The organism is Kordiimonas sp. (assembly GCF_048260245.1).
In the GTDB taxonomy this organism is placed as follows: Bacteria; Pseudomonadota; Alphaproteobacteria; order Sphingomonadales; family Kordiimonadaceae; genus Kordiimonas.
This window is the reverse complement of record NZ_JBLXGZ010000035.1, coordinates 25433-40756: the sequence shown is the minus strand read 5'-3', so window position 1 is coordinate 40756 and position 15324 is coordinate 25433. Positions and strand designations below refer to the sequence as shown.

18 protein-coding genes are annotated in these 15324 nt (G+C 56.6%); 2 read left to right on the top strand and 16 right to left on the bottom strand.

What is annotated here, in order from left to right; all coding sequences use genetic code 11:
* The 9 genes from thiL to rpiB form a co-directional block, all read right to left on the bottom strand.
* Positions 1 to 903 (bottom strand): thiamine-phosphate kinase (gene thiL, locus ACN0VM_RS15030; protein WP_417451716.1); only part of this gene is annotated, 903 nt, incomplete at its 3' end.
* 73 nt (positions 904 to 976) lie between these two features.
* Positions 977 to 1441, bottom strand: a complete 465-nt coding sequence (gene nusB / locus ACN0VM_RS15025) for a transcription antitermination factor NusB (protein ID WP_417451715.1) — start codon at positions 1439 to 1441, stop codon at positions 977 to 979.
* Positions 1442 to 1882 carry a 6,7-dimethyl-8-ribityllumazine synthase gene (locus tag ACN0VM_RS15020; RefSeq protein WP_417451714.1) on the bottom strand — a complete coding sequence of 147 codons (441 nt, stop codon included), beginning with the start codon at positions 1880 to 1882 and terminating at the stop codon, positions 1442 to 1444. It abuts the gene before it with no gap.
* Between the two features lie 36 nt (positions 1883 to 1918).
* Positions 1919 to 3025, bottom strand: coding sequence for a 3,4-dihydroxy-2-butanone-4-phosphate synthase (gene ribB / locus ACN0VM_RS15015; RefSeq protein WP_417451713.1), 1107 nt, complete (start codon positions 3023 to 3025; stop codon positions 1919 to 1921).
* A gap of 3 nt (positions 3026 to 3028) precedes the next feature.
* The gene (locus tag ACN0VM_RS15010; protein ID WP_417451712.1) at positions 3029 to 3628 is read right to left on the bottom strand and encodes a riboflavin synthase; all 600 of its coding nucleotides are present in this window, start codon (positions 3626 to 3628) and stop codon (positions 3029 to 3031) included.
* A 9-nt stretch (positions 3629 to 3637) separates the two neighbouring features.
* Positions 3638 to 4732, bottom strand: a complete 1095-nt coding sequence (gene ribD / locus ACN0VM_RS15005; RefSeq protein ID WP_417451711.1) for a bifunctional diaminohydroxyphosphoribosylaminopyrimidine deaminase/5-amino-6-(5-phosphoribosylamino)uracil reductase RibD — start codon at positions 4730 to 4732, stop codon at positions 3638 to 3640.
* 14 nt (positions 4733 to 4746) lie between these two features.
* Positions 4747 to 5229: a transcriptional regulator NrdR gene (gene nrdR / locus ACN0VM_RS15000; RefSeq protein ID WP_262691525.1), complete on the bottom strand. Its 483-nt coding sequence runs from the start codon at positions 5227 to 5229 to the stop codon at positions 4747 to 4749.
* Positions 5230 to 5315: 86 nt separating this feature from the next.
* Positions 5316 to 6608: a serine hydroxymethyltransferase gene (gene glyA, locus ACN0VM_RS14995; RefSeq protein ID WP_417451710.1), complete on the bottom strand. Its 1293-nt coding sequence runs from the start codon at positions 6606 to 6608 to the stop codon at positions 5316 to 5318.
* Between the two features lie 64 nt (positions 6609 to 6672).
* Positions 6673 to 7116: a ribose 5-phosphate isomerase B gene (gene rpiB, locus ACN0VM_RS14990; RefSeq protein WP_417451709.1), complete on the bottom strand. Its 444-nt coding sequence runs from the start codon at positions 7114 to 7116 to the stop codon at positions 6673 to 6675.
* Positions 7117 to 7399: 283 nt separating this feature from the next.
* Here rpiB and ACN0VM_RS14985 point away from each other — a divergent pair, with 283 nt between their 5' ends.
* Entirely contained in the window at positions 7400 to 7813 is a 414-nt protein-coding gene (locus ACN0VM_RS14985; protein ID WP_417451708.1) for a MucR family transcriptional regulator, read from the top strand.
* Between the two features lie 41 nt (positions 7814 to 7854).
* Here ACN0VM_RS14985 and ACN0VM_RS14980 read toward each other — a convergent pair whose 3' ends face one another.
* The 3 genes from ACN0VM_RS14980 to ACN0VM_RS14970 all read right to left on the bottom strand — a co-directional run bounded on the left by ACN0VM_RS14980 (position 7855) and on the right by ACN0VM_RS14970 (position 9926).
* On the bottom strand, positions 7855 to 8073 hold the full coding sequence (locus tag ACN0VM_RS14980) for a DUF6898 family protein (protein ID WP_417451707.1): 219 nt from the start codon (positions 8071 to 8073) through the stop codon (positions 7855 to 7857).
* A gap of 15 nt (positions 8074 to 8088) precedes the next feature.
* Entirely contained in the window at positions 8089 to 9306 is a 1218-nt protein-coding gene (gene hemA / locus ACN0VM_RS14975) for a 5-aminolevulinate synthase (RefSeq protein ID WP_417451706.1), read from the bottom strand.
* A 140-nt stretch (positions 9307 to 9446) separates the two neighbouring features.
* Positions 9447 to 9926, bottom strand: a complete 480-nt coding sequence (locus tag ACN0VM_RS14970) for a MarR family winged helix-turn-helix transcriptional regulator (RefSeq protein ID WP_417451705.1) — start codon at positions 9924 to 9926, stop codon at positions 9447 to 9449.
* Positions 9927 to 10172: 246 nt separating this feature from the next.
* On the opposite strand from ACN0VM_RS14970, the gene hemB reads away from it, so the two are divergent.
* Positions 10173 to 11162: a porphobilinogen synthase gene (hemB, locus tag ACN0VM_RS14965; protein ID WP_417451704.1), complete on the top strand. Its 990-nt coding sequence runs from the start codon at positions 10173 to 10175 to the stop codon at positions 11160 to 11162.
* 17 nt (positions 11163 to 11179) lie between these two features.
* Here hemB and ACN0VM_RS14960 read toward each other — a convergent pair whose 3' ends face one another.
* The 4 genes from ACN0VM_RS14960 to gltX all read right to left on the bottom strand — a co-directional run bounded on the left by ACN0VM_RS14960 (position 11180) and on the right by gltX (position 15302).
* Complete coding sequence (locus tag ACN0VM_RS14960; protein ID WP_417451703.1) at positions 11180 to 11779, bottom strand: C-type lectin domain-containing protein; 600 nt, start codon at positions 11777 to 11779, stop codon at positions 11180 to 11182.
* A gap of 104 nt (positions 11780 to 11883) precedes the next feature.
* Positions 11884 to 12624: an RNA methyltransferase gene (locus ACN0VM_RS14955; protein ID WP_417451702.1), complete on the bottom strand. Its 741-nt coding sequence runs from the start codon at positions 12622 to 12624 to the stop codon at positions 11884 to 11886.
* Positions 12624 to 13961 (bottom strand): cysteine--tRNA ligase, encoded by a 1338-nt coding sequence (gene cysS / locus ACN0VM_RS14950; protein ID WP_417451701.1) that lies wholly within the window; start codon positions 13959 to 13961, stop codon positions 12624 to 12626. Before cysS ends, ACN0VM_RS14955 begins: the two co-directional genes overlap by 1 nt.
* A 9-nt stretch (positions 13962 to 13970) precedes the next feature.
* Entirely contained in the window at positions 13971 to 15302 is a 1332-nt protein-coding gene (gene gltX / locus ACN0VM_RS14945) for a glutamate--tRNA ligase (RefSeq protein WP_417451700.1), read from the bottom strand.
* Positions 15303 to 15324 lie beyond the last annotated feature (22 nt).

Genomic DNA, 15324 nt, shown 5'->3' with positions numbered 1-15324 from the left:
ATCAACAAGTCGTATGCCGGGCGTGCCCGAGATGCGACCAATGACGGTTACCGGCACGCCCTGTTCATTGGCTGCAGCTTCAATATCCAACTGCCTGGCCTCGGGTGCGGTGAACACCAGCTCGTAGTCGTCGCCGCCCGAATAAACGCAGGCGGCAAGATCTGACCTGTCCGAGAGCAGTGCTCGCACTTTGTCTGACACTGGCAGTGCGCCTTCTTCTATATCTGCACCCAGATTTGAGGTTTCGCAGATATGGCCGAGGTCGGCCAACAGCCCGTCGGAAATATCCGCCGAGCCACCGGCAAGCCCAACCAACGCAGGGCCCAGTCCTACCCGGGGTGTAGGATAATGATAGCGGCGCACCAACCCGTCATCATGCTCAAGCTCATCCCGCAGGCATTTCAGCCCTAAGGCGGCCTCACCCAAGGTCCCGGAGACAAAAACCAGATCGCCTGCACGGGCGCCGTTGCGTCGCAGCATATGCCCTACCCCCACCTCGCCGATCGCCGTAACACTGACCATCACTGGCCCAAGGCTTGATGTCGTGTCCCCCCCGGCAAGCGTGAAGCCGTAGGTTTCCTGCAGGGCTTTAAGTCCAGCAGCAAAGCCCGCCAGCCATACTTCATCGATGTTTTTTGGCAGACACAGGCCCAAAAGATAATACTTAGGCACCGCTCCCTTGGCCGCGAGGTCGGAAAGATTTACCGCCAGCGCCTTGTGGGCGATACTGTCGGCTGCATCGGTGTCAAGAAAATGTACGCCACCAACAATCACATCTTTTGTGATGATAAGGCTTTTACCCGGTCGCGGGCTTATGCAGGCAGCATCATCAGTCAAGCCAAGCCCTTCAGGACCGGCAAGCGGTGCAAAATACTTTGCAATCAGGTCAAATTCGCCAGCCATAGGCCCTCCAAAGACCAGCATATGGTGGCCCGGCACGGGACAAAGACAGAAAAGCAAGCGAATAGGCTAGCGCCTAGCGAACAGCCTTTGCCAGTTTATCGAGCACACCGTTGACAAAGGACGCTTCCGCCCGCTCAACAAAGGCGTGAGCAATATCAACATATTCGTTGATGATCACCGCCGTTGGCACATCCGGCCGCGCGGTAAGCTCATAAGCACCCGCCCGCAGGATAGCACGGATAATCGCCTCAAGGCGGTCCAACTGCCAATCTTTAGCGAGACACTGTGTAATGGCTTCGTCAAATTCGCTCACGCGGCCCCAGGCACCGGCAACAATGTCGGAGAAAAGTTCATTGTCAGCGTCAACATACTGGTCGCCTTCAATTTCCGCGCCCAAGCGGTGGCGAAGATATTCCTCGATCACCATAGGCACTTTTGGCTCATCAGACATTTCAAGCTGATACAGCGCCTGTACTGCGCCAAGGCGTGCCGCACTGCGTGGGCCGCCTACAGGTTTCTTTTTGCCGCGTTCGGCCATTCACTCTACTCCAAACTTGGATTTAAGGGCGATCATCGCCAGCGCCGCTTCCGCAGCACCCGCGCCCTTGTTTTTATCTGACCGGTTCGCCCGCGCCCATGCCTGCCTGTCGTTTTCGACCGTCAGGATACCGTTGCCAATGGCAAGATCATGATGAAGAGCAATATCCTGAAGCCCGCGCGCGCTTTCATTGCAGACAGTGTCATAGTGGCTGGTTTCACCGCGGATGACACAGCCCAGCGCTACATAGCCGTCGTAGGATACGTCCTTGCCGACATGGGCAAACTTGATTGCTGCAGGAATTTCAAGCGCACCGGGAACGTCAACACGGTCCCATGTCGCACCGGCAGCTTCAATGGCCTCAATGGCGCCTTGGGCCTGCTCGTCTGCGAGTTCCTGATAAAACCGCGCTTCCACAATCAACAGATGGGGCGATGCCATAACGTATCATCCTTAACTCTTTTAATGACAACCACGTCAGGCTGTCGGAATTGGCCGCTGTTCTACGACATCAAGGCCGTATCCATCAAGGCCAACAATGTGGCTTGGCGTATTTGAATACAAAACCATGTGGCGCACACCAATATCGCGCAGAATTTGCGCACCGATGCCGTATTCTTTCAGCGCGCCTTCCTTTTTGGCGGCTGGCGCCTTTTCACCTTCAAGAAGCTGACTTGGCCGCATGGCCGTCAGCCCCGGGAACAACACAACGACACCCTGCCCCTCGGCCTCAATGGCATTCATGGCGCGCTGAAGCTGGCCAGTCCGTGGGTGGTCAAGCCCGAGGATATCCTCGTAAGGATTCAGCGAATGCATACGCACAGGCGTTGGTTTTTCGCCGTCAATGTCGCCAAGCACCAGGGCCACCGTCTCGCGGCGGTCTGCCGTGGCACGGTAGACGATCACACGCCACTCTTTACTGCTCATGCGCGGGAAGCTTGATTCGGAGACACGCTCCACCAGCACATCATTCTTGAGCCGGTACGCGATCAGATCGCGGATGGTGGCAACCTTCAGGCCGTGTTCCTTGGCAAATTCAACAAGGTCCGGCAAACGGGCCATGGTGCCGTCTTCGTTCATGATCTCACAGATCACCGCTGACGGGTTAAGTCCCGCAAGACGTGAAATATCGACCGAGGCTTCCGTATGCCCGGCGCGCACGAGCACGCCGCCATCCTGAGCCACCAGCGGGAACACATGACCGGGGCTTGCGAGGTCATCCTTGCCTTTGGCTGCGTTAATGGCTACCGCAATGGTGTGTGCCCGGTCGGCCGCAGAAATACCAGTGGTAACGCCCTGTTTCGCCTCAATTGACACCGTGAAAGCGGTCTGGTGCCGCGCCTCATTGTTGCTGCTCATCAGCGGTAGCTCAAGCGCTTCGACACGTTTGCGGCTCATCGGCAGGCAGATAAGCCCGCGACCGTGGCGTGCCATGAAGTTGATCGCTTCAGGGGTTGCCATCTGCGCCGGTATGATCAGATCGCCTTCGTTCTCGCGGTCTTCATCATCCACAAGGATATACATGCGGCCGTTGCGCGCGTCCTCGATAACGTCTTCAATGGGGGAGAGAAAATCTTGTGGCACAGCTTACCCTCTGTCCTGCAGGCGCGCGACATAACGCGCCAAAATATCAAATTCTACATTCACCCGGTCACCGCGCTTTGAGTTTCTGAAGCTCGTAACCGCTTGCGTGTGCGGGATGAGGTTGATGGAAAAGCGGGTGATATCGCCCTGGTCCGCAACCTCGTTTACTGTGAGTGACGCGCCGTCGATGGTGACGCTGCCTTTTTGGGCAACATGCCCTCCGTGCGCATGCGGCACTGCGATATCCATAACCACGGACTCGCCCTGCTCCTCAAAGCGTACAATCTCGCCGACACAATCAACATGGCCTGTGACGATATGCCCGCCCAGTTCGTCGCCGAGCTTGAGAGAGCGTTCAAGGTTGATCTCGCTGCCTTCACGCCAATCACCGAGGTTCGTAACCTTGAGTGTTTCAGCGGAGACATCGGCCTTGAACCAGCCGGTATCCTTGTCGACGACGGTGAGACAAACCCCCGCGCAGGCGATGGACGCGCCGATATCAACCCTGCTCATGTCATAGCCGGTGTTGATGGTCACCTGCACATCCGATGCGCCTTCAGTGGCCGCGACCCGGCCTACATCTGTAACAATTCCTGTAAACATGCGCCTGAGTTACTCCGGCTTTTCATAGGATGCAAGTATATCCGCCCCAAAACGGCGAATTGATGTGCACGTTAGATGGGGCGCACCCCCCAGGCTGGCAAGGCCCAAATTGCCAGTCATGGGCCTGCCGTCGCCACCGATGAGCCTGGGTGCGATAAAATGTTCCACCCGATCAGCCAGCCCGGCACGTAAAAATGAGGCATGGACTTGCCCGCCGCCTTCAACCAGTACGCGCGTCAGGCCGCGGGCGCCGAGCGCTTTGGCAACCGAGGCCATATCACCAAGGTTATCAAGCGTGATGACAATGGGCCCCGCATCCTCAATCCGTTGTTTTTTGGCCTTATCGGTAGTTTCACAGACGATAAGCGTCGGAATGCTTGCCCCTGTCTTTACCAGCTTGCTGTCCGTGCCAAGCCGCAGGCTACGGTCCAGCACAATTCGTGTCGGTGAGCGCTCATCAAGCCCGCTCAGGCGGCAGTCCAGCGCCGGATCATCGGCGAGGGCCGTGCCGATACCGACAAGGATGGCGTCATGCTGGGCGCGCAAGAGATGGCCGTAAGCGCGCGCCTCTGGCCCAGTGATCCATTTGCTTTCCCCGCTTGCGAGCGCAATACGCCCGTCCATACTGGAGGCCATCTTCAACGTGAAAAGCGGCCTACCCTCACGCTTGCTCAGGAAAAAGCCAGCATTGATGCGGTTAGCCTCGGCCTGCCCCACCCCGACGTCAACTGTAATACCCGCTGTACGCAGCATGTCAAAACCGCGACCCGAGACACGCGGGTCGGGGTCGCCGGTGGCACACACCACACGCGCCACCCCGGTACGGATAAGCGCCTCGGCACAGGGGCCTGTTTGCCCGGTGTGGGAGCATGGCTCAAGGGTGACATACGCCGTGGCGCCGCGTGCGCGCACGCCTGCCTGTGCCAGCGCGACGGTTTCGGCGTGTGGCCTGCCGCCCTTCCGGGTAAAGCCTCGTCCAACGATGACGCCGTCCTTCACCAGCACACAGCCCACAGCCGGGTTGGGCGCCACAATGCCAAGACCGCGCCGGGCAAGCCCCAACGCGGTCTTCATATATTGCTGATCTTTTTGTGTGGTTGCCACCACAGGCTCCCTGCTCAGGGTTCTTCGCGGAAAACCTCGTCCTCCTCGGTGCCAGTCATCTTGCCGAGGAATTTCTCAAAGTCAGACGCTTCGCGGAAGTTCCGGTATACCGAAGCATAGCGTACATAAGCGACCTGATCGAGGCTCTCAAGCCCCTCCATCACAAGGCGACCGATCTGTTCGCTGTCCACTTCGTTTTCACCCATCGATTCGAGCCGGCGTACAATACCGTTGATCATGCGCTCAACCCTATCCGGGTCAACCGGACGTTTCCTGAGCGCGATATCAAGGGAACGCTCCAGCTTGTTACGCTCAAATGGTACCTTGCGCCCGGTCTTCTTCACGACCGTAAGTTCACGCAGTTGCACACGTTCAAAGGTGGTAAACCGAGCCCCACAAGCCGGACAAAACCGCCGCCTGCGGATCGCAGATTTATCGTCGGTTGGCCTGGAATCCTTAACCTGGGTGTCTTCGTGTTGGCAAAACGGACAACGCATGGCGCCCCTAACTCCCCCTAGTTTCTTCGCTTTTCAGTGCGGGCGCATGGATTAAACCCACGCGCCCACGCCTGTTCGCAGCCAGCTTAGCCCAATTCTGTATAGATGGGGAAGCGTTGACAAAGCTCGGCCACGTTTTTGCGGACAGCTTCTTCGGCAGCATCATTAGCGTCGGGGTTTGCGGCAAGGCCGTCAAGTACTTCTGTGATCATGTCGGCGATGCTGGTGAACTCCGCTTCTGCAAAACCGCGTGTTGTACCTGCCGGAGTACCGAGGCGAATACCCGAGGTAACAAAAGGTTTCTCAGGGTCAAACGGCACACCATTTTTATTGCAGGTCATGAACGCACGCTCCAGCGCTTCATCTGCTGCCTTGCCTGTCAGTTTTTTAGGCCGCAGGTCCACCAGCACCACGTGGGTGTCGGTACCCCCGGAGACGATATCAAAACCGTTTTCTTTCAGGCGCGCCGCCAGCACCTTGGCATTTTTGACAACTTGCGCTGCGTAGTCCTTGAATTCAGGCTTCAGTGCTTCACCAAAAGCCACGGCCTTGGCCGCGATCACATGCATGAGCGGGCCACCCTGCAAGCCGGGGAAAACTGCGGAATTAATCTTCTTGGCGATATCTTCCCGGTTGGTCAGCACCATGCCGCCGCGAGGGCCGCGCAGGGTTTTATGCGTGGTTGTCGTGACAACGTCGGCATATTCAACCGGGTTCGGGTGCACACCACCGGCCACGAGGCCGGCGAAGTGGGCCATATCCACCATGAGCAGGGCGCCAACACTGTCCGCAATCTCGCGGAAGCGTTTGAAATCAATCACCCGCGGGTATGCCGAGCCACCGGCGATAATGATGGTCGGCTTATGCTCCTTCGCCATCTCCGCGACCTGATCATAGTCAATCAGGGCGTCTTCGCGTCGCACACCATATTGCACTGCATTGAACCACTTGCCCGACATCGCAGGGGCCGCGCCGTGCGTGAGGTGGCCACCCGCATCAAGCGACATGCCCATGATGGTATCGCCCGGTTTGGTAAGCGCCAGCATCACCGCACCGTTAGCCTGCGCGCCAGAATGGGGCTGTACATTGACAAAACCGGCACCGAACAGCTTTTTCGCGCGCTCTACCGCCAGGTCTTCAGCGATATCGACATGGTGACAACCCTGATAATAGCGGCGGCCCGAGTAACCTTCCGCATACTTGTTGGTCAGTACAGAGCCCTGCGCTTCGAGCACGGCACGACTGACGATATTTTCAGATGCGATGAGCTCGATCTGGTCCTGCTGGCGCTTGAGTTCGCCGTCAAGCGACGCGAGCAATTCCGGGTCGGTTTCAGAGAGGTGACTGGAGAAAAATCCGGCTTGGGTAAATTTGGTCATGGCGTAAAATCCCTGAGCAGATAGGTGGGCATGAAATTAGGCAACTAATGAGCTGTGACTTGGTCTAACCGCAAGTACCCAGTTTGTCGACCCGCCTTTGATGGCGTCCGCCCTCAAAATCTGTATTCAGGAAATTTTCCAGGCAATCCTTGGCGGTCTCTATACCAATAAGGCGGGCCCCGAGAGCCAGTACATTGGCATCATTGTGCTGGCGCGCGAGACGTGCGGCAAGGCCGGTTTGCACTAATGCCGCGCGGACCGCCGGATTTCTGTTTGCTGCTATTGAGATACCAATGCCAGAACCACAAACTACAACACCGCGTTTAACCTCACCACCAGAGATTGCTTTTCCCATTGCCGCGCCAAAGTCAGGATAATCGACCGATGCGGCGCCATCGCAGCCGAGGTCCAGCACGTCAAACCCCTTCTCCCTGAGCTCTGTTTTCAAGTCTTCCTTCAGGTCATAGCCTGCGTGGTCGCTGGCAACGGCAATAGTTTCTACACCCATGATTGTCTGATCCGGTTCTGGTGGTTAAGGAGAAACGCCAAAGGCGCAGTAAAAAAAAGCAGCGATTGGTTAGCACAGTTCCAAGTTGAACCCAAGCAGACTGTTGCCATTTGTTAACAATCGCAGCGCGCATAACAATACAGGTCTTAATTACTTATTAATCATACTTATTGGGAATTTATTAATAACTAAAATCAGAACAAACACCTATTTACTGTTGAATTCCCACATGAAATGCTGCAATAAACGTCGAATATTAACTTCCCACCGGAGCATCAATTTAATGCCTGAGGATAGCGTGGAAAATAACGGCAACGACCGTATGCTTGGCCTTGTTGCGGATATTGTTACGGCATATGTCGGCAACAACACCGTTGAGTCCGACAAGCTGCCCACAGTCATAAAGTCGGTCTATTCCACTCTGCACTCTCTGAATGGGATCAACACCTCGTCTCAGACGGCACAAAGCCCGGCGGTTCCGGTGAAAAAATCATATACCAACGAGTATATCATCTGCCTGGAAGACGGCAAAAAGCTGAAGATGCTCAAGCGGTATCTGCGCTCACGCTATGATCTTAGCCCTGACGAGTATCGGTCAAAATGGGGACTGCCTGCAGACTACCCGATGGTTGCACCCTCATATGCTGCAAAACGCTCCGCATTTGCGAAAAAGATCGGTCTCGGCAAAAAACGCTGATTTTCCACCAGAACGGAAATCGGCACACCTGTACAACTGGGTCAAACGGTAAAGCCCCGGCCTTTTTGGGCGCGGGCTTCATCTTGTTTTGCCATCATAAACTTGAGTTTGCGCACCGCAACAGCTTCAAGCTCTTTCTGGCTGGCACGACGGTCGCCAACGATACTGACCTCAAAGCCGGTATCTTCACAGATCGCACAAACTTTGACCGAATTACCGACGGGAATAAACTCGATGATGATACGAGTAGGGACTGGCACGGCCAGTTTCTCCGCTTAACCGACCTGACGCCGGAGGCTAAGCCGCGACCAAACGTCCGTCAGCGCCTCAACAAGGCCATCCATGACATTGTCATCATGCAGGGGGCCGGGAGTAAATCGCAGACGCTCGGTACCGCGGGGTACGGTCGGATAATTAATGGGCTGAACATAGATACCATATTCATTAAGCAGCATGTCCGACACGTCTTTGCAAAGAACCGGATCGCCGATAAACACGGGCACAATATGGCTTTCCGAATCCATAACAGGGATATTGGCAGCGCGCAGACGTGATTTCAGCTTCGCTGCGCGTTCCTGATGGGCAATGCGCTCGTCATTGCTACCCTTGAGGTGACGGATACTCGCCAGTGCACCGGCTGCGAGCACGGGGCTCAGCGCAGTGGTAAAAATAAAGCCTGAAGCGTAACTGCGAACCACATCCACCAGCGCTTTTGACGAGGCTATATAACCGCCCATAACACCAAAAGCCTTGCCAAGCGTACCTTCAATAATAGTCAGGCGATGCGCGACACCGTCACGCTCGGACACCCCACCACCACGTTTGCCGTAAAGGCCAACAGCATGAACTTCGTCAAGATAGGTCATGGCGCCGTATTTATCGGCCAAATCACATATGGCACCGATAGGTGCAATATCACCGTCCATTGAATACACCGATTCAAATGCGATGATTTTTGGCGCGTCAGGATCTGCGGCGCTGAGAAGCTCCTCCAGATGTTCCAGGTCATTGTGGCGGAAAATATGCTTCTGCGCACCACTATTGCGGATACCCTGGATCATTGAGGCATGGTTCATCGAATCCGAGAACACAATGCAGCCCGGCAGCAATTTTGCAATTGTCGACAATGTCGCTTCGTTGGAAATATAGCCCGACGTAAACAGCAACGCTGTTTCCTTGCCGTGCAGTTCGGCCAACTCCTGCTCCAGCAGAACATGATAATGGTTGTTGCCTGCGATGTTGCGTGTACCGCCTGCGCCCGCACCCGTTTCATCAAGCGCGACATGCATGGCCTCAAGCACCTTGGGGTGCTGGCCCATGCCGAGATAATCGTTGGAGCACCAGACAGTGATGGCGCGGGCGTTGTCACCCGCGTCGTGCCTTAAAGCACGGGGGAAGTTGCCACGTTCGCGCGATATATCAGCAAAAACCCGGTACCGGCCTTCGGCCCGTACAGCTTCAATCGCGTCAGCAAAAATCTTTTCGTAGTCCATCAGGCATTCCGTCTTCTGTGCAACAGTTCGAAGTTTACCGCCGCGAGCCTTGTAACGCAATCGCTTAAGGCTCGTCCAGCGGTGAAAATGTCGCACTCAGAAATCGATTATGCCAATGACTTAAGTCAAATGGCTGTTTTTTAAAGGCCGAAATGCAGTTTATCAGACCAATAACGCTCAAGATTGCGCAGGTTTTTGCGCAAATTTTTAAGTTCATCATGGCTTACAAGGTCATCCTGCATCAATTCTTCCAGGTGGCGCATATAAAGCTCATCGATCACCTTGCGGATTGCATAACCCTCGTCTGTCAGGGAGATTCGCACTGCACGCCGGTCATAATCGGACCGCTCGTGGCGCAAATAGCCCATTTCCACCAATTTCTTGAGGTTGTAGGACACGTTTGAGCCCTGATAATAACCGCGGGTCTTAAGCTCACCGGCCGTCATCTCATGTTCGCCAATGTTATGCAGCAGCAGTGCCTGCACGGGATTCAAGTCGTTGCGCCCGATATGCTCCAGATGATTCTTCAGAACATCAAGAAGTCGCCGGTGCAGGCGCTCCACCAGTGACAGGATGTCAAGAAAGAGAAATTTAGGGTCATTAAAGTCGTAGCCGGTCATGTCTTTTGCCCGATTTGAGTTATATTTTCATCGAATCTGAGTGAAAACACTGTCCGCCATAAGGCTTAACGCAATGTTAAAGCTAAAATTGTCATTAAATTATACGTACCATCCTTGAATTCAAAAGGCTTTCTCCATCAGTTGCGCCCCAAGGTCGCGGAACACATAACGAGGCGTGACACGCTGGACGGAAGCACATAAAGTGACCTCGAATTTGACCATTGGTTTCAGCCTGAAGGACACACCATGACAGCACGTTTTCCTGCCACCCGCCTGCGTCGCCCACGCGCTTATGACTGGTCCCGTCGGCTTGTGCGCGAAAACGCAATCACTTTGGATGACCTGATCTGGCCAATTTTTGTGCGGGAAGGCAACGGTGAGGTTGAAGCTGTGGCATCGATGCCCGGCGTTAACCGCCTGTCGGTCGACAAAGCTGTTGAAGCCGCAAAAGAGGCGCGCAGCCTCGGCATTCCGTGCATCGCCCTTTTCCCCAACACCCCCGCTGATCTGCGCTGCGACCGCGGTGAAGAAGCGCTGAACGCGGACAATTTGATCAATACAGCCATGCGCGCCATCAAGGATGCTGTGCCAGAGGTGGGCCTACTGGCCGACGTGGCGCTTGACCCCTATACCAGCCACGGACAGGACGGGCTGGTGGAAGACGGCCGCGTGCTCAACGACGAGACTGTGGGCATGCTGGTGCAACAGGCGGTGATTCAGGCCGAGGCTGGCGCCGACATTATCGCCCCTTCGGACATGATGGACGGCCGCATCGGCGCCATCAGGGACGAACTTGACAAGGCCGGTTTCCAGCACGTGCAGGTCATGGCCTACAGCGCCAAATATGCCTCAGGCTTTTATGGTCCCTTCCGCGATGCGGTCGGATCAACCGGCGTGCTCAAGGGTGACAAAAAAACCTATCAGATGGACCCGGCCAACAGGCTCGAGGCCCTGCGCGAAGTCGAGCTTGATATTCATGAGGGCGCAGACAGTGTGATGATCAAGCCGGGCATGCCCTACCTTGATATTATCCGTGAGGTAAAAGACCGCTTTGGCGTGCCGACCTATGCCTATCAGGTGTCCGGCGAATACGCCATGCTGACCGCAGCAGCTCAAAATGGCTGGCTTGACCGTGAAACGGTGATGATGGAAGCGCTGTTGTCCTTCAAGCGCGCGGGCGCGGACGGCGTGCTGACCTATTTTGCCCCCGAGGCCGCCAAGCTCCTGCAAGGCTAAACCACAAAGCTGGCTGGCTATTGCTGCTGTATCGCTTCCTCAGGCGGCTGGTTCGGCTGGTTCTCTTCGTTCGGGGCCGGGAATTCGACCATCATATAGCCCTTGTTGGTTTTCGCATTGGCGACCTGCCACCTTACGCCGAACTGGTCAGGCTGGTAGAAGATAGGCAATACATCACCGCTACCCTTCCGCGCCCGACAGCTACGGCTGATGTCGCGCAGGACGCCATCGCCAAAGCCGCGGAAGCTCTGATCCGCGAGCGACGTACCGTCAACCCATTCAAGGTCGGCGGTCTCATTGCAGGTCGCTGCCAGCCCGATCCACATCGATTGTTGCCGCATCTGGGGGAAATTGAGGATGAGGAAATAATGGGTCGCAATATCGCGGACGACAACAAGCCGGCCTTCCCTGCCCTCCTGAAGATAGCCCTTCACCATGCGGCGCGCGTGCTCCCACGTATGAGGTGGCTTGCCGACAAAATCGAAAACCTGATAATAGCTGCCCGTATCCTCGTTGAAATGCACCTCACCAATGGGCCGGGCAATCGCTGTGCCGGTGTCGTCGATGCCCTGCATCATCATCGTGAGTGCAACCATCATGCTTGCAAGAACCGACATATTTCCTCCGTCATTGGTGTGTGGCCTTAGCCTACAGAAAGGCTATTAAAAACGAAAGAGCCTGTATAGCGGATGAACGGACTGTTTTGACGCGGCAAGGGCAATCAGCCCTCATCCTTCGGCCGCCGCGCCAGCGATTTGACCACCCCGCGCAGGGTATAGACTTCCTGTTTGGAGAAACTCGCGTTCTGAATCACATTCCTCAGCGTGCGGCGCATGGGCGCGCGGCGGTCTTCGGAACGGAAAAAACCGCGCTTATCCAGCTCTGTCTCCAGATGCTCCATCAAGCCAATCAGCTCTTGCTTTGAGGCCACACCTTCAGGGTGAGACGGCTGATATGCGGGTGTACCGTCCGCAAGGTGATAAAACTCATAAGCTACCAGAACCACCGCCTGCGCCAGGTTAAGGCTGGCAAACTTCGGGTTCACCGGCACGGTCAGGATGGTATCCGCCAGCACGACATCGTCGTTGGTCAGGCCCGAGCGCTCAGGCCCGAACAAGATGCCCGCTGTGCGGCCCTCACCAAACGCGGTGTGCATTTGCTTGGCGGCCTCACGCGGTGTGGCCACTGGCTTGGGCATGTCGCGGTCCCGTACGGTGGAGGCGTAGACGTGGGCAAGGTCCGCCACCGCATCTTCAACCGTCCCGAACGCGCGCGCGCGCCCGAGCACGATATCGGCGTCCGCAGCCGCGGGGCCAGCCGCCGGGTTGGGCCAGCCGTCACGCGGGGCCACAAGCCGCATGTCGGTGAGCCCGAAATTGAGCATAGCGCGTGCCGCCTTGCCGATATTCTCGCCAAGCTGCGGGCGTACGAGGATGATCGCGGGTTGCTTGCTCTCGCTCATCAGTCGGCCTTGCGCCATGTGGTCAGGCCCGCGCTATCCTCAAGCACAATGCCCACCGCTGCGAGTTCATCGCGGATACGGTCGGATGCGGCAAAATCCTTGTTTTTGCGCGCCTCCAGACGCTCGGCAATCCTGGCTTCAATCTCAGCCGCCGTGATGCCCTCAGGGGCTTCGCCCTGGAACCATACCGAAGCGCCAACGGACAGAAAACCCATGAACTGGGCCCCGGCCTTGAGTTTTGGGGCGTCCTCAGGTGTCGCCAGCGCATCAAGCGCCGCAATGGCCTTGGGCGTGTTGAGGTCGTCCTTGAGCGCGGCAATCACTGTTTCCGGCACATGGGCAGACGCCACAACACCGTCCGTCAGGCGGTACCAGCGGTCCAGCCGCCGCTTCTGCTCGCGCATGCTTTCAATCGAAAAGTCCACCGGCTGGCGGTAATGCGCAGCGAGCAAGCTCATGCGGATAGCTTCGCCCGGATGCTCGGCGATCAGGTCATGCACCGTATGGAAGTTGCCCAGCGATTTGGACATCTTCTCGCCGTTCACCGTCAGGTAGCCGTTATGCATCCAGTAATTCACAAAAGTTTTGCCGTGGGTGCATTCGCTTTGCGCGATCTCGTTTTCATGGTGCGGAAAGATAAGGTCCTGCCCACCCGCGTGAATGTCGATCGTCTCGCCCAGATGCTTTTCAATCATGCAGGAACATTCAAGGTGCCAGCCAGGTCGGCCACGGCCCCAGGGGCTGTTCCAGCCCACCTGCTCCTCAGACGATGGTTTCCACAACACAAAGTCCGCCGGGTCGCGCTTGAGGGGGGCCACTTCAACTCGGGCACCCGCCACCAGTTCATCCCGGCTATGGCGCGACAGGCGGCCATAGTTTTCCATCGACGGCACGCTGAACATCACATGGCCTTCTGCCGCGTAAGCGTGGCCGCGCTCAATCAGCGTCTGCATCATGCGGATCATCTCGGGGATGTGTTCCGTCGCCTTGGGCTGGATCGTCGGCGTCAGCGCACCAAGCGTGGCCATATCTTCTTCATAGGCCTTGGCATACCGCTTGCTGATCGCCTTGATCGACACACCCTCTTCTATCGCGCGGTTCATGATCTTGTCGTCAATGTCGGTAAAATTGCGTGCATAGGTCACATGGTCCGCGCCATATTCATGGCGCAGCAAGCGAAAGAGCATGTCAAACACCACGACCGGGCGCGCGTTACCAATGTGCGCATAGTCATACACCGTGGGTCCGCACACATAGAGGCGTACATTCTTGTCGTCTATGGGCGCGAACGTCTGCTTTTCGCGCGCAAGCGTGTTGTAGAGATAGATATCACTCATGCCGCCCCCTTACGCGCTTTTGCCCTCAAGCCGCGCCAACACTTTCTCGCGGCCAATCAGCGGCAAGAGCGCGCCCATGTCCGGCCCGTGGTTCTGACCTGTCAGTGCTTGTCGCAGCGGCATGAAGAGCGCACGGCCTTTAACGCCCGTCGCTTCCTTGATCGCGCTTGTCCACAAGCCCCAGGTCTCCGTGCTCAGTTCACCCTCAGGCAGCAGGTCCCGTGTTTTGGCGATATGGTCAGCATCTTCGATCACAGGGGTGACCGGGCCATTCACGATCGCCAGCCATTCGCCCACATCCGCCAGCTTGTTGAGGTTTGGCTGCACCGTGGCCCAGAAAGCCTCATCCACGCCGTCAAGCTTGTGCTTGATGGCGTCATAGGGCGTCATGTGCAGAATTTTGGCGTTGAGTGTATCAAGGTCCGCCGGGTCCAGCTTCGCGGTTGAACGGCCAAACTTGCCGAAATCAAAACCATCAATGAGCGGCTGAACTTCGGCAAAGGGTTCAATCGGCTCGGATGTCCCCACGCGCGCCAGCAGGCTGACAATCGCCATCGGTTCAACACCCGCCTCGTCGCGGTATTCCTCAATCGACATGGCACCATGGCGCTTGGACAGCCCCTCGCCGCCCTTGCCGGTCAGAAGGGCGAAATGCGCCATCTCTGGTGCCTTGCCGCCAACAGCTTCGAATATCTGTACCTGCACCGCCGAGTTGGTCACATGGTCTTCGCCGCGCACAATGTGCGTGATGCCATAGTCCACATCATCCACAACGCTGGGCAGCGTATAAAGGTAGGAACCATCTTCGCGGATCAGGATCGGGTCGCTGAGCGCCTCAAGATCGATGGACACATCACCGCGAATAAGGTCGGTCCATTCCACCCGTGCCGGTGTTGCCAGCTTGAAACGCCAATGCGGCTTGCGGCCCTCGGCCTCAAGTTTCGCTTTCTCGTCGTCCGTCAGCTTCAGCGCCGACCGGTCATACACCGGCGGTTTGCCGCGACCCATCTGGATCTTGCGTTTCATGTCCAGCTCTTCGGCGGTCTCGTAACAGGCGTAAAGTCGCCCTTCAGCCTTCAGTTTTTCAACCACGGCGTCATAACGCGCGAAGCGTTCGCTCTGGCGGAAGGTCTCGTCCCACTCAAGGCCAAGCCATGTGAGGTCGGCCTTGATGGCTTCCTCATTCTCGGCCGTTGACCGCTCGCGGTCGGTGTCGTCAATCCGCAGGACAAAGGTGCCGCCCTGTTGCCGCGCAAAAAGCCAGTTCACAAGAGCAGCACGGATGTTACCCACATGCAGTTTGCCGGTGGGTGATGGGGCGAAACGAACCTTAACAGTCATGATATTATCCAATTAGCCTAGC

Coding starts and splice junctions, on each gene's coding strand:
- nusB (WP_417451715.1), bottom strand. CDS start 1,441: ATGGCCGAACGCGGCAAAAAGAAACCTGTAGGCGGCCCACGCAGTGCG.
- ACN0VM_RS15020 (WP_417451714.1), bottom strand. CDS start 1,882: ATGGCATCGCCCCATCTGTTGATTGTGGAAGCGCGGTTTTATCAGGAA.
- ACN0VM_RS15010 (WP_417451712.1), bottom strand. CDS start 3,628: ATGTTTACAGGAATTGTTACAGATGTAGGCCGGGTCGCGGCCACTGAA.
- nrdR (WP_262691525.1), bottom strand. CDS start 5,229: ATGCGTTGTCCGTTTTGCCAACACGAAGACACCCAGGTTAAGGATTCC.
- glyA (WP_417451710.1), bottom strand. CDS start 6,608: ATGACCAAATTTACCCAAGCCGGATTTTTCTCCAGTCACCTCTCTGAA.
- rpiB (WP_417451709.1), bottom strand. CDS start 7,116: ATGGGTGTAGAAACTATTGCCGTTGCCAGCGACCACGCAGGCTATGAC.
- ACN0VM_RS14985 (WP_417451708.1), top strand. CDS start 7,400: ATGCCTGAGGATAGCGTGGAAAATAACGGCAACGACCGTATGCTTGGC.
- hemA (WP_417451706.1), bottom strand. CDS start 9,306: ATGGACTACGAAAAGATTTTTGCTGACGCGATTGAAGCTGTACGGGCC.
- ACN0VM_RS14970 (WP_417451705.1), bottom strand. CDS start 9,926: ATGACCGGCTACGACTTTAATGACCCTAAATTTCTCTTTCTTGACATC.
- hemB (WP_417451704.1), top strand. CDS start 10,173: ATGACAGCACGTTTTCCTGCCACCCGCCTGCGTCGCCCACGCGCTTAT.
- ACN0VM_RS14960 (WP_417451703.1), bottom strand. CDS start 11,779: ATGTCGGTTCTTGCAAGCATGATGGTTGCACTCACGATGATGATGCAG.
- ACN0VM_RS14955 (WP_417451702.1), bottom strand. CDS start 12,624: ATGAGCGAGAGCAAGCAACCCGCGATCATCCTCGTACGCCCGCAGCTT.
- cysS (WP_417451701.1), bottom strand. CDS start 13,961: ATGAGTGATATCTATCTCTACAACACGCTTGCGCGCGAAAAGCAGACG.
- gltX (WP_417451700.1), bottom strand. CDS start 15,302: ATGACTGTTAAGGTTCGTTTCGCCCCATCACCCACCGGCAAACTGCAT.